We start from the raw sequence: 11,997 nt of genomic DNA on the forward strand, positions 1-11,997 counted from the left end.
CCCGGCGCCCCGGCCGCCGCTCGGCGGCCCGGCCCAGGACGCCGTGGGCGAGGTGCGGCTGCCCGCCCGGCCCGAGTCGGCGGGCGCCGCGCGCCGGCTGGCCGAGGCCGTCCTGGTGCGCCAGTGGGGCCTGCCGCCCGCGCTCGCGGACGACGCGGTGCTGCTGGTGTCCGAGCTGGTGGGCAACGCCGTGCGGCACACCGGCGCCCGCGTGGTCGGGCTCCGCATGCTGCGGCGGCGCGGCTGGCTGCGGGTGGAGGTGCGCGACCCGTCGCGCGGGCTGCCGTGCCGGCTGCCGATGTCGGAGCTGGACACCAGCGGCCGGGGCCTGTGGCTGGTGGACGAGCTGTCCCAGCGGTGGGGGGTGGATCTGCTGCCGTGCGGCAAGGCGACCTGGTTCGAGATGCGCGTGGCGGACCGCTGACCACGGCCCGCACGCCCGGCCGCGCGCGGCCCGCGGTCAGCGGTCCGACGCCGCCGGCCCGTTCCACGCCCGTGCCGGGGGCCCCGCCCGCGTCCGGGCCCGCGTCCGCGTCCGGGCCGGGACCTGCGGGTGTTTCCGGGCCCGGGCCCGCGCCGGGGGCCGCGTCCGCGTCCGGGCCTGGGCCCGTGCCTCCGCCCGGGCCGGGGCTCGTGTTCGGGCCCAGGCCCGCACCTGGGCATGGGTACGGGCCTGGGCCGCGGGGCGCGCCCGCGCCGGGGCCCCCGTCCGCGTGCGGGGGCGCGTCGGGGCCTGCCGCCGCCGGACCGGCGCCGGGGACCGTTCCCGTCCCCGCTGCGGCGCTCGCTCGCGTGTGGGCGGCCGGGTGCCGGTGCGGGGCGGTGCCCGTCCGCCGGGCTTGCGCCGGTCCGGTTCCCGGTCCCGGGGCCGGGTGCGCCCCCGGCCCGGCCCCGGGACCGGGGCCCGTACCCACGCCCGCGCCCGGGCCGGTATCCGGGCGCGGACCGGTACCCCGGGCGTCGCAGCGCCAGTGGTCCATACCGGGCGCGGATTTCTTTCTTTGCCATTCGGTTCTTGGCATGACCCTGATGGGTGGCCAGCATGGAACGGCGCTACGCGCGTCGTCCCCACCACGGTTCGCCAGACGACTCGGGAGACCCCCCATGGATGCCCACGGCCTCACCCCGTCCCGCCGCACCGTCCTGCGCAGAGGCGGCTACCTCGGCGCCGCCGCCCTCGGTATCGCCGCCACCGCGGCCACCGCCGCCCCGGCCCGGGCGGGCGGGGCGGGCGGTTCCGGCGCCGCCGTCGCCGCCACCACCACCGACTACGCTGGCGCCGTGTGGACCCCGGCCAGCAGCTCCAACTACACCGCCTCCAGCAGGCCCGGCTCGTACCCCATCGACTACGTCGTCATCCACGTGACGCAGGAGACCTACCCGGACACCATCGCGATCTTCCAGGACCCCAGCGCGAAGGTGTCCGCGCACTACGTGGTCCGCTCCGCCGACGGGTTCGTCGGGCAGTGCGTGCGCGAGAAGAACATCGCCTGGCACGCGGGCAACTGGGACTACAACACCCGCAGCATCGGCATCGAGCACGAGGGCTGGGTCGACCAGCCGCAGTACTTCACCGACGCCCTCTACCGCGCGTCCGCCGCCCTGACCGCCGCCATCTGCCGTACGTACAACGTGCCCAGGACCCGTACGCACATCATCGGCCACTACGAGGTGCCCGGCGCCACCCACACCGACCCCGGCCCGAACTGGGACTGGAACCGCTACATGTCCCTGGTGAACGCCTCCTGAGGGACCGGGGCGACGACCGCCTCGGCCCGGGTCGCTACCCTGTGCCCGTCAGTAAGGCGTCAAGGGACGACAGTGAAGGGGCCGGACAGGTGGCGGACAAAGAGGCGGCGCGCAAGGCGTTCGAGCGGTTCGACCTCAACGGGGACGGGCTGATCTCCGCGGCCGAGTACAAGAGCGTGATGGCGCAGCTCGGTGATCCGTACGTCACGGAGCCCGTCGCCCAGGCGGTGATCAACGCGCACGACACGAACGGCGACGGCCTGCTGTCGTTCGAGGAGTTCTGGGCTTCGCAGAACAAGGCCGGCGAGGCGGACCGGGTCTAACGGCGGTCAGGGCCCGGCAGCGGTCAGGGTCCGGGATACCGGCCCGGGCGTCGGCCCGGCGGGACTTTCCGGGCGCCGGGTGGCGGTGACGGCGGCGAGGGCCGCGGACACCGCCGCCCGGCGCCCGGCCCGTCACCGGACCGGGCGCCGCACCGGACCTGGCGCCGGCGGCCGCGCCGCGCGGGCTACTCGCCCGCGGACGTGNGCACCGGACCTGGCGCCGGCGGCCGCGCCGCGCGGGCTACTCGCCCGCGGACGTGGCCCACCGGAGCAGGTCCTCCTTGCTGTCGAAGTCCGCGATGTTCTTGTCGACCGGCTCGGACGTGTACTGGTGGAAGCGCCAGTCGGCCTTGATCCGGGGCTCGCCCGCGGAGACGTAGTCGGCGATCCACAGGCCGTCGCCCGCGTAGGACGTGGTGTCGTGGTGCAGCCAGAAGTAGCGGTTGCAGTAGAGCAGCACCCGGTGGTGCGGCCGCAGCCTCTTGACCTCCCGGATGAAGCGGTCCTTCTCGGCGTTGCTCGCGCGCGTGTCCTCGCTGGTGGTCTCCCAGTCCACCGCGAACAGGTCCCCCTTCTTGTCCGGGGCCTTGTCGACGAAGTACTTCGCCTGCGCCGCCAGGTTGCCCGGCCACAGGAAGTGGTAGAAGCCGACCACGCACCCGGCGTCCCGGGCGTGCTCGGTCTGCGCGGACAAGCGCGGGTTGACGTAGCTGCGGCCCTCCGTGGCCTTGACGAACACGAAGGACAGCCCGTCGGTGTCGAAGCTGCTGGACTGGTGCGCGCTGACATCTATGCCACGCAACATGGCACACACTCCACAGGGCCGGAGAAATGGGTCACCTCTGGGTGATGCCCGTCGGGGAACGGTGCGTAACAGCCCAGCTCTGCTGTGTGATTCACGGTGTGCGTCACGCGCCGGAGCACGCACCCGGCCTCGCCGTGGGCGCCGGTGTGTCCGGGGCGCCGGGGGCGGGTCCGCGGCGGCGGGCGCGGTCGTTCCCGGTGTGCGCACTCCGCTGTGCGCGCCCGGCGGCTGACGGCCCGTCAGCGGTCGAGCCGCTGACGGACCTTCAGCGGTCCGCGGCGGCGGGTGGCGGCCCGTACTCCGGCCGCCACATGGCCTCCCGTACGGCCCCGCCGGCGTCGGGGAGGTCCCTTCCGGCCGCCCCGTCGCGCACCGCCGCCTCGGCCACGGCCGCCGCGACCACGGCGCAGGAGGCGCGCAGGTCGGCCACCCGGGGCAGCAGCGGGACGCCGGGCGGGCCGGCTGGATGTGGGCCGCCAGCGGGTCCGGCTGCGCGCGCACCTGCTCGTACGCCCGCCGGGCCTGCTCCTCCAGGCTCAGCACCGCCCCCGGCAGCCGTCCGGTCAGGCCCAGCGCGGCCCGCTGCGCGTGCGTGAAGGCGACGCCGCGGTTGGTCAGCGGGTCGAGCAGGACGTGCGGCAGCGGACGCGTCACCCTGTGCTCCTCCGGGGACCGGCACCTGGCTCCTCCATCGTGCGGTCCGCCGCCCGCGCCCGCCACGCGGGGCGCGAAACCGCCCGCCCACCAGCCCCTCCCCGCCCGCGACCGGCCGCGATACGGTGCTCGGCGTGGCAGAAAGGATTCAGTCGGTCGAACGCGCCGCGCTGGCGCTGCGGCTGATCGCGTCGAGCCCGCGGCACGTCGGCCTGACCGAGCTGGCCCGGGCCATGGGCCTGCCGAAGGGCACGCTGCACGGCATCCTGGCCACGCTGGCCGCGGCCGGCCTGGTCGAACAGGAGCCGCGGTCGGGCAAGTACCGACTGGGCGCGGTGCTGCTGCACTTCGGCAGCCGCTACCTGGACGTCAACGAGCTGCGCAGCCGCTCGCTGCACAGCGCCGACACCCTCGCCGCGCGCAGCGGCGAGGCGGTGTGGATCGGCACCCCGCACGAAAGCCAGGTCCTGGTCATCCACCACGTCTTCCGGCCCGACGACAGCGCGCAGGTGCTGCGCGTCGGCGCCCTGCTGCCCGCGCACGGCACCGCGCTCGGCAAGGTGCTGCTCGCCTTCGCCGACGCCATGGAGCCGCCGAAGACGCTGCCGCCCGCCACCGGCCGTACGATCACCGACGCCGAGGAGCTGGCGGCCGAGCTGGACCGGGTACGGGAGCGCGGCTGGGCGGCGTCGGTCGAGGAGCTGACCGAGGGCCAGGCCGCGGTCGCCGCGCCGATCCGGGACCAGTTGGGCGCCGCGGTGGGCGCGATCGGCGTCAGCGGCCGGGCCGAGCGGATCACCGAGGCGGGCGTGCCACGGCCCGGCCTGGTGGCGTACGTCGTGGAGGCGGCCGCGGAGATCGGCCGCGCGCTCGTGGGCTGACCGCTTCCCGTACGTCGCCGTCGCGCGGGCCATTGACACCGCTCCGGAACCCACTAGCATCATCATTCGTTCGGCAATGCCGAACATCTGTGGGCCGCCGTACCGCGCCCCGCCCCGAAGATCCTCGGCTCACCGACCAGCGCCACCGCACCCCCGACGGCCGCGCCCTGATCCGCAGGCGGCGCGCGCCGACGCACCGCAAGCTCCCGGCACGCCACCGGCCACTCCGCGTGGCGCCGCACGCCGCCTACCCCCCATCGGCGTGCGGCGCCACCCTCCCAGGCAGGATCTGGCCCCGACCCCCGCACCCGGAGGAACCCGCGATGCGACGCCGCACCCTGCTGACCGCGTCCACGGCCGCCACGGCCGCCCTCACCGCCGTGGGCACCGCCCCCGCGCGGGCCGCCGCCGTCGGCGGCACCGTCCGGGAGAACGTGCGCATGCCCAGCCGCGTGCTGGGCACCGACGTGCTGTACTCGGTGTACCTGCCGCCCGGCTACGGCCGCGGCCGTACCCGCACGTACCCGCTGCTGTTCCTCCTGCACGGCATCACCGGGGACAACACCGAGTGGCTGCGCAGCGGCGACGCCCGGCGCATCCTGGACACCGCGATCCTGCGCGGCACCGTCCCCCCGGTGGTCGTCATCATGCCCGACGGGCGGCGGGATGTGACCAGGGCCCCGGAGGACCAGGACCTGACCTACTTCATGGACGACGCGGACGGCTCCTTCCGGTGGGCGCAGATGTTCACCGACGAACTGCTGCCGTACGCCGAGTCCCGCTACCACGCGGGCGGCGCGCCCGGGCTGCGCGGGGTCGGCGGCCTGTCCATGGGCGGCTTCGGCGCGCTGTCCGCAGCCCTGCACGCGCCCGGCCTGTTCGGCAGCGCGATAGGTCTGAGCGTGGGACAGCGCACCGACGACCAGCTCGTCGCGCTCGACATGGCCGAGTACAACTGGCGGTACGCACGCGCGTGGGGCGCGGACCTGGCCGGCCGGGCGCGCCTGAACGACCGCTACCGCTACTGGAACCCGCTCGACACCATCCAGCGCACCCCCGCCGACACCCTCGCCCGCACCGCCTACTACCTGGACTGCGGCGCGTACGACCCGTTCTTCGAGGGCAACGCCGCCCTCCACATCGCGCTCACCCGCAAGAACGTGCCGCACCGCTTCATGTCCCGGGAGGGCGCGCACGAGTGGCCGTACTGGATCTCCGGCCTGCCGTCGGCGCTCGGCTTCTTCGCCGACCACCTGGACCGGACCTGACCCCCGCGCCCTGGCCGTCCCGGAAGTGAGACGGGAGGGGGACGGCCGGGGCGCGGGCTCCTCGCGGGGCGCCGGCGCGGCGGGTTCAGTCGCCGGCGCGCAGCCCCAGCAGCTCGCGCATGGCGGCGTACTTCGCCGCGAGCCGCCGGGCGGTCGTCTCGCCGAGGAACGCCAGCCGCGCCGGGTCGGCGTTGTGCGCGAGGTCGGCCGCCTTGACGAGCCGGGCCCCGGGCACGGCGAGCACCCGCCGCGCGTACGCCTCCGGCGCCTCGCCGGGGCGCTTGGTGACGGCCCGTACGACGTCCTTCGTCCGCCGGGTGAGCGCGGCCTGCGCCAGCCACCGCTCGTCCAGCACGCCGTCCTCCACGGCGTCGTGCAGCCAGGCGGCGGCGACCAGCTCCTCGTCCCCGCCGCGCGCCCGCACGCCGTCGGCCACGGCCCGCAGGTGCTCGGCGTAGGGGCGCCCGGCCTTGTCGGTCTGCCCGGCGTGCGCGGCGCGCGCCACCGCCTCGACCTCGGCCACGGTCATCAGCCGCCGCCCGCGCCGCGCCGCACCCGAGGCCTCCCGCTCGTGCTCCACCGCGCCTCCCCGGTCCGCGTCCGCCGCCTCACGGCGCACCCTACGGCCCGTACGCACGGGCGGAACAGCCCGGGCCCGGGCCCGGCCCCGGTCACCCGGCCGGAGCCGGGACCAGGGTGTTCTCGCCGGTGCGGCCCGCGAGGTAGTCGCGGACGTTGCGGGCGGTGGCCTCGGTGATCTGGCCGACCGCGTCGCGGGTGAAGTAGGCCTGGTGGGAGGTGACGATGACGTTGGGGAAGGTCACCAGCCGGGCCAGCCGCTCGTCGGTCATCACCTCCAGCGACTTGTCGAGGAAGAAGACGCCCGCCTCCTCCTCGTACACGTCGAGCCCGGCGCCCGCCAGCCGCCCGGCGCGCAGGGCGGCCAGCAGCGCGTCGGTGTCCACCAGGCCGCCGCGGCCGGTGTTGACCAGGATCGCGTCGTCCTTCATCAGCGCCAGCGCCTTGGCGTCCACCAGGTGGTGGGCCGGGCGGCCGATGAGGGCGTGCTCGACGACCTCGACGCCCGGGAACTTCCCGCACCAGGGCAGCAGCGCGTCGGTCAGCGCACGGGCGTGCAGCGGCGCGATGTCCTTCTGCGCGAGGGTCATGGCCTCCGGCTGGTAGGCGGCCATCGGCGGCAGCTTCCAGCCGCTGACGACCCGCAGCCGCGCGCCGCGCCGGTCGGCGGTGTCGAAAGCGAAGTCGATCAGCTCGTCGCACGGCCGGTTCAGGTCCAGGCCGAGGACCACGTCGCGGTGGGCCGTCGTGGTGGACGGAGCTCCGTACAGGTCGGGCAGGTGCTCGTCCTCGGCGCACTGGCCGGCCCGTACCAGGATCACGGGCCGCGCGGCGTGGGAGACGGTGGCCATGGCCACCGAGCCGACGAGGAAGCCGACGGCGCCGCTGAGCGCCCGCGAGCCGAGGACCAGCAGCTCGGATTCGTCCGCGGCGGTGGACAGCACCGCCGCGGGCTGGCCGGGGACCTCCTCGGTGATGATCTCCACGTCCGGGTGGGCGTCGCGTACCTGCCGGACCGTGTCCTCGGGCATCCGGTCGGACAGCTGCGCCGGTATCTCGTAGCCGGTGACCATCCCGCCGACGTAGGGGCGCCACTCCTGGACGTGCACCAGGCGCAGCGGCAGGCCGCGGCGTACGGCTTCGCGGGCGGCCCAGTGGGCGGCGGCCAGGCTCTCTCGCGTCGAGTCCAGGCCGGCGGTGACGGTGCGGGACATCGTGGGACCTCCTTGAGTGGGGACGACTTGAGCCTCGCGCCGCAAGCCGGGTGCCCGTCAGGGGCGTACGGGTACACCCACGGGGCCGACCGGCCCTTGGGCGGCGTGCGCCCGGTGACGACAGTGGAGGAAGGGGGTCCGCTCGAAGGAGGCACCCATGACCCGTCACCTGGTGGTGGGAATCGATGGTTCCCAGGCCGCTTCGCACGCCGCCGAGTGGGCGGCCGACGAGGCGGCGGCCCGCGGCCTCGACCTGCTCGTCGTCCACGCCGTACCGCTCGCCCCGCACCTGATGCCCACCCTGCCGGGCACGGGCGCCTGGCGCGGCGGGGCCCGGCATCTGGTCGACGCGCAGGTCTCGGCCCTCAGCCGCCGCCGTCCCGGGCTCCCGGTCGAGGGCCGGGTGGTCGAGCAGACCCCCGCCGAGGCCCTGGTCGAGGCGGGCCGGTCGGCGGAGCTGCTGGTGGTCGCCGCCCGGGGGCTGCACGGATTCACCGGCCTCCAGGTCGGCTCCGTGGCCCTGCGGGTCGCCGACCGGGCGCCGTGCCCGGTGGTGGTGCTGCCGCCCGGCCCCGTGGCCCCGGCGCGGCGGCCCGAGGTCGTCCTCGGCGTCGACGCGCGGCACCCGGACCCCGAGGCCGCCTGCCTCGCCTTCGACGCGGCGTCGCGGCGCGGGGCGCGGCTGCGCGCGGTGCACGCCTGGGAGCTGCCCGCCCCGTACGCCGCGCCCTGGGCCCCGTACCGGGCCGTGGAGGAGGACCGCGCGGCGTGGGAGGACCAGGAGGTGCAGCTGCTGGACGACGCGCTGCGGCCCTGGCGCGAGAAGTACCCGGGTGTCGCGGTGCTGGCGGACGTACGCCTGTTCCACCCGGCGGAGGCGCTGGTCAACGCCTCGTCAGCGGCCGACCTGCTGGTGATGGGGCGGGGCGCCGCGCCCGGCTCCCGGCTGAGCGCCGCCGCGCACGCCGTGGTCCACCACGCCCGCTGCCCGGTGCTGCTCGCCCCGCGCGGCTGACGCCGCCGCCCGCGCGCCCCGGCCGTACCGCCGCCCCGTACTACCGCTCGGTCAGGCGCCGAGTGGCGGTACGGGGCGGCGGGCGTGCGCGCGTGCCGGGAGCGCCGTACGGGCACGGGACCGTACGCCCGGCCCGGCGGCCCCGGCACGCGGCGGGAACCGGTCAGCCGGTCCAGGTCCACTCCGTGACCTCGGGCAGGTCGGTGCCGTGCTCCCGGATCCACGCGTGGTGGCGGGTGCGGATGTCGGCCATGGCCTGGCGGACGGCGGCGGCGCGGACGGCGAGCCCCGGCGTGCGGTCGATGACGTCCATGACCAGCCGGTAGCGGTCGAGGTCGTTGCCGACCACCATGTCGAACGGGGTCGTGGTGGTGCCGATCTCCTTGTAGCCGCGCACGTGCAGGTACGGGTGGACGGCCCGCCGGTAGGCCAGGCGGTGGATCAGCCACGGGTAGCCGTGGTAGGCGAAGATCACCGGCTTGTCGCGGGTGAACAGCGCGTCGAACTCCTTGTCGGACATGCCGTGCGGGTGCTCCCGGCTGGGCAGCAGCCGGGCCAGGTCGACCACGTTGACCACCCGGACGGCCAGGTCGGGCAGGTGGCGGCGCAGCAGCGCGGCCGCGGCCAGCACCTCCAGGGTGGGCACGTCCCCGGCGCAGGCCAGCACCACGTCCGGCTCCCGGCCCGCGCTCTCGGTGCCCGCCCACTCCCACACCCCCGCGCCCCGGGCGCAGTGGGCCCGGGCGGCCTCCAGGCCCAGCCAGTCGAAGCAGGGCTGCTTGCCGGCGACGATGACGTTGACGTAGTCGCGGCTGTGCAGGACGTGCTCGGCCGCGCACAGCAGGGTGTTGGTGTCCGGCGGCAGGTAGACCCGTACGGCCTCGGGGGACTTGTTGAGGATGTGGTCGACGAAGCCGGGGTCCTGGTGGGAGAAGCCGTTGTGGTCCTGCCGCCACACGTGCGAGGTCAGCAGGTAGTTCAGGGAGGCGACGGGCCGGCGCCAGGGCAGCCGGCGGGAAGTGCGCAGCCACTTGACGTGCTGGTTGACCATCGAGTCCACGATGTGCGCGAACGCCTCGTAGCAGGAGAACAGGCCGTGCCGGCCGGTGAGCAGGTAGCCCTCCAGCCAGCCCTGGCAGGTGTGCTCCGACAGGATCTCCATCACCCGCCCGTCGCGGGCCAGGTTCTCGTCGGTGTCCACCACCCGCGCCTGCCACGCCTTGCCGGACGCCTGGTAGACGGCCTGGAGACGGTTGGACGCGGTCTCGTCCGGGCCCACCAGCCGGAAGTCGCGGCGGCCCGCGGTGGCCGCCATGACCCGCTCCAGCAGGTCGCCCAGGACGCGGGTGGGCTCGTGCGTGGTGGCGCCGGGCTTGTCGACCTCCACCGCGAGGGTCTCCAGCGCGGGCACCGGCAGGTCGCGCAGCAGCCGGCCGCCGTTGGCGTGCGGGGTCGCGCCGAGCCTGCGGTCCGCGCCGGGCACGCAGGCCAGCACCTGCGCGGTGGGCCGGCCCTCGCCGTCGAACAGCTCCTCGGGCCGGTAGGAGCGCAGCCACGCCTCCAGTCGGCGCAGGTGCTCGCGGTGGTCGCGCACTCCGGAGAGCGGCACCTGGTGGGAGCGCCAGGTGCCCTCCACCGGCAGTCCGTCCACCTCGCCCGGCCCGGTCCAGCCCTTGGGCGTGCGCAGCACGATCACCGGCCAGCGCGGCCGGTCGTCCGAGCCCTGCTCGCGGGCGGCGCGCCGGAAGGCGGCGATGCGGTCCAGGGCGGTGTCCATCGCGGCGGCCATCGCCTGGTGGACGGACACAGGCTCGTCGCCGGTCACGAACAGCGGGTCGTGGCCGTAGCCGCGCAGCAGGTCGGCGAGTTCGTCCTCGGGCAGGCGGGCCAGCACCGCCGGGTTGGCGATCTTGTAGCCGTTCAGGTGCAGGATCGGCAGGACGGCGCCGTCGTGCACCGGGTCGAGGAACTTGTTGGAGTGCCAGGAGGCGGCCAGCGGCCCGGTCTCGGCCTCGCCGTCGCCGATCACGCAGGCCACCACCAGGTCCGGGTTGTCCAGCGCGGCCCCGTACGCGTGGGACAGCGCGTAGCCCAGCTCGCCGCCCTCGTGGATGGAGCCGGGGGTCTCCGGGGCCACGTGGCTGGGCACCCCGCCGGGGAAGGAGAACTGGCGGAACAGCCGCGCCATGCCCTCCGCGTCCCGGCTGACGTCCGGGTAGACCTCGCTGTAGGTGCCCTCCAGCCAGGAGCCGGCCAGCACCGCCGGCCCGCCGTGCCCCGGCCCCCACACGCACAGCGCGTCCAGGTCGCGGGCCCTGATCACCCGGTTCATGTGCGTGTAGACCAGGTTCAGCCCGGGCGAGGTCCCCCAGTGCCCCAGCAGCCGCGGCTTGACGTGCTCCGGCCGCAGCGGCTCGGCGAGCAGGGGATTGCCGAGCAGGTAGATCTGCCCCACCGCCAGGTAGTTCGCCGCCCGCCAGTGGGCGTCCAGTGCCCGCAGCTCCTCCGGTCCCAGCACGGCGGCCTGGGACGTCACAGCTTCCTCGCCCTGGTCCATGGTCGGTCCTTCCTGTCGCGGGTCCTGTGTCGCGGTCCTCCGCCGCGGCCTGCCGCGGGGTCTCTCCGCCAGCCTGTCCCCGGCCGCCGCCGCCCCGGCAGGGCCACCGGGGCGCCGTACGAGACCGAACGGCCCCTCTCCGGGTACCCCGCCCGGCACCGGGCGTGCCTGCCAGCCCGCGCGCCGTCCGGCCCGCGCCCCCCGGCCCCCGGGCCCCGGCGGGCCGTCCGGGCCCCGGCAGTGGGGTCGGTCGGCGGGGGCGATGGGGCCTGTCGGCCCCATCCGGCACGGGACGCCGCCTCCGACAGTGGAGGGGACGGACGGCGACGGCAGCGCGGAACAGGAACAAGGAGAGCGGCGATGACGACGACGCGGCAGAACGTCCCGGGCGGCGCGGTACGGCGCGCGGCGCCGGGCCTCAGGCCCCGGAGCCGGCTGCGAACGCGGACCGCCGGCACCGCCGCCCTGGTCGAGGTGCACGGCGAGATCGACCTGTCCACCGCGCCGGAGTTGACGGCGGCCCTGGACGCCGCGACCGCCCGGGCCCGCCCCGACGTGGTCGTGGACCTGCGGCCCGTCACCTTCCTGGACTGCTCCGGCCTGTCCGCGCTGTGCCGCGCGCGCCACCGCGCGCTGGACCGCGGCGGGCGCCTGCGGCTCGTCCTCGACGACCCCTACCGCCTGCGGATCCTCCGCCTGGCCGGGCTGGGCGGCGTCTTCGAGACCCACCCCGACCTGGCGGGCGCACTGCGGCCGGCCGCCACGGCCCCGCCCGGCCTGCGGCGGCAGGCGCTCGGCCTGGCCTGACGGCCGCCGGCGGCGCGGGCCCCGGCCCGTTACGAGGACCCACGGGGGGCGATCGCGGCGATCGCCCCCCGTCGTGCCGCCGTTTCCGCCGCTCTCTTCGTGGGGCGCGGGCGCGTCACGGGCGGGCGCCGCCTCGCCGCCCGCG

Annotated in this window: 12 protein-coding genes; 7 read left to right on the top strand and 5 right to left on the bottom strand. The window is 76.0% G+C overall.

Annotated features, from left to right (window positions below; all coding sequences use genetic code 11):
- From RKE29_RS22450 to RKE29_RS22460, 3 genes are all read left to right on the top strand, one after another.
- On the top strand, positions 1 to 424 hold a 424-nt coding region (locus RKE29_RS22450; RefSeq protein ID WP_312007360.1), incomplete at its 5' end, for an ATP-binding protein.
- Between the two features lie 680 nt (positions 425 to 1,104).
- Positions 1,105 to 1,749 carry an N-acetylmuramoyl-L-alanine amidase gene (locus RKE29_RS22455; RefSeq protein ID WP_312007362.1) on the top strand — a complete coding sequence of 215 codons (645 nt, stop codon included), beginning with the start codon at positions 1,105 to 1,107 and terminating at the stop codon, positions 1,747 to 1,749.
- Between the two features lie 89 nt (positions 1,750 to 1,838).
- Positions 1,839 to 2,072, top strand: coding sequence for an EF-hand domain-containing protein (locus RKE29_RS22460; RefSeq protein WP_312007363.1), 234 nt, complete (start codon positions 1,839 to 1,841; stop codon positions 2,070 to 2,072).
- A gap of 241 nt (positions 2,073 to 2,313) precedes the next feature.
- On the opposite strand, the gene RKE29_RS22465 is transcribed toward RKE29_RS22460, so the two are convergent.
- Together RKE29_RS22465 and RKE29_RS22470 are read right to left on the bottom strand one after the other, a co-directional pair.
- Positions 2,314 to 2,877 (bottom strand): glycoside hydrolase family 25 protein, encoded by a 564-nt coding sequence (locus RKE29_RS22465; protein WP_312007364.1) that lies wholly within the window; start codon positions 2,875 to 2,877, stop codon positions 2,314 to 2,316.
- A gap of 265 nt (positions 2,878 to 3,142) precedes the next feature.
- On the bottom strand, positions 3,143 to 3,307 hold the full coding sequence (locus RKE29_RS22470) for a hypothetical protein (protein WP_312007366.1): 165 nt from the start codon (positions 3,305 to 3,307) through the stop codon (positions 3,143 to 3,145).
- Positions 3,308 to 3,665: 358 nt separating this feature from the next.
- Here RKE29_RS22470 and RKE29_RS22475 point away from each other — a divergent pair, with 358 nt between their 5' ends.
- Together RKE29_RS22475 and RKE29_RS22480 are read left to right on the top strand one after the other, a co-directional pair.
- The gene (locus RKE29_RS22475; RefSeq protein WP_312007368.1) at positions 3,666 to 4,412 is read left to right on the top strand and encodes an IclR family transcriptional regulator; all 747 of its coding nucleotides are present in this window, start codon (positions 3,666 to 3,668) and stop codon (positions 4,410 to 4,412) included.
- A gap of 323 nt (positions 4,413 to 4,735) precedes the next feature.
- On the top strand, positions 4,736 to 5,680 hold the full coding sequence (locus RKE29_RS22480) for an alpha/beta hydrolase-fold protein (protein WP_312007369.1): 945 nt from the start codon (positions 4,736 to 4,738) through the stop codon (positions 5,678 to 5,680).
- An 85-nt stretch (positions 5,681 to 5,765) separates the two neighbouring features.
- Here RKE29_RS22480 and RKE29_RS22485 read toward each other — a convergent pair whose 3' ends face one another.
- Together RKE29_RS22485 and RKE29_RS22490 are read right to left on the bottom strand one after the other, a co-directional pair.
- Positions 5,766 to 6,209, bottom strand: coding sequence for an HD domain-containing protein (locus tag RKE29_RS22485; RefSeq protein WP_312007376.1), 444 nt, complete (start codon positions 6,207 to 6,209; stop codon positions 5,766 to 5,768).
- Between the two features lie 142 nt (positions 6,210 to 6,351).
- On the bottom strand, positions 6,352 to 7,473 hold the full coding sequence (locus RKE29_RS22490; protein WP_312007371.1) for a universal stress protein: 1,122 nt from the start codon (positions 7,471 to 7,473) through the stop codon (positions 6,352 to 6,354).
- A 157-nt stretch (positions 7,474 to 7,630) separates the two neighbouring features.
- Between RKE29_RS22490 and RKE29_RS22495 the strand changes: the two genes are divergently transcribed.
- A complete protein-coding gene (locus tag RKE29_RS22495) occupies positions 7,631 to 8,488 on the top strand; it encodes a universal stress protein (protein ID WP_312007373.1) in 858 nt (285 codons plus the stop codon).
- A 163-nt stretch (positions 8,489 to 8,651) separates the two neighbouring features.
- Here the strand turns inward: RKE29_RS22495 and RKE29_RS22500 are convergent, their stop codons facing one another.
- On the bottom strand, positions 8,652 to 11,045 hold the full coding sequence (locus tag RKE29_RS22500) for a phosphoketolase family protein (RefSeq protein WP_312007374.1): 2,394 nt from the start codon (positions 11,043 to 11,045) through the stop codon (positions 8,652 to 8,654).
- Between the two features lie 360 nt (positions 11,046 to 11,405).
- On the opposite strand from RKE29_RS22500, the gene RKE29_RS22505 reads away from it, so the two are divergent.
- Complete coding sequence (locus RKE29_RS22505; RefSeq protein WP_312007375.1) at positions 11,406 to 11,852, top strand: STAS domain-containing protein; 447 nt, start codon at positions 11,406 to 11,408, stop codon at positions 11,850 to 11,852.
- Positions 11,853 to 11,997 lie beyond the last annotated feature (145 nt).

The sequence above is a fragment of the Streptomyces sp. B1866 genome, from assembly GCF_031932565.1.
Taxonomy (GTDB): Bacteria; Actinomycetota; Actinomycetes; order Streptomycetales; family Streptomycetaceae; genus Streptomyces.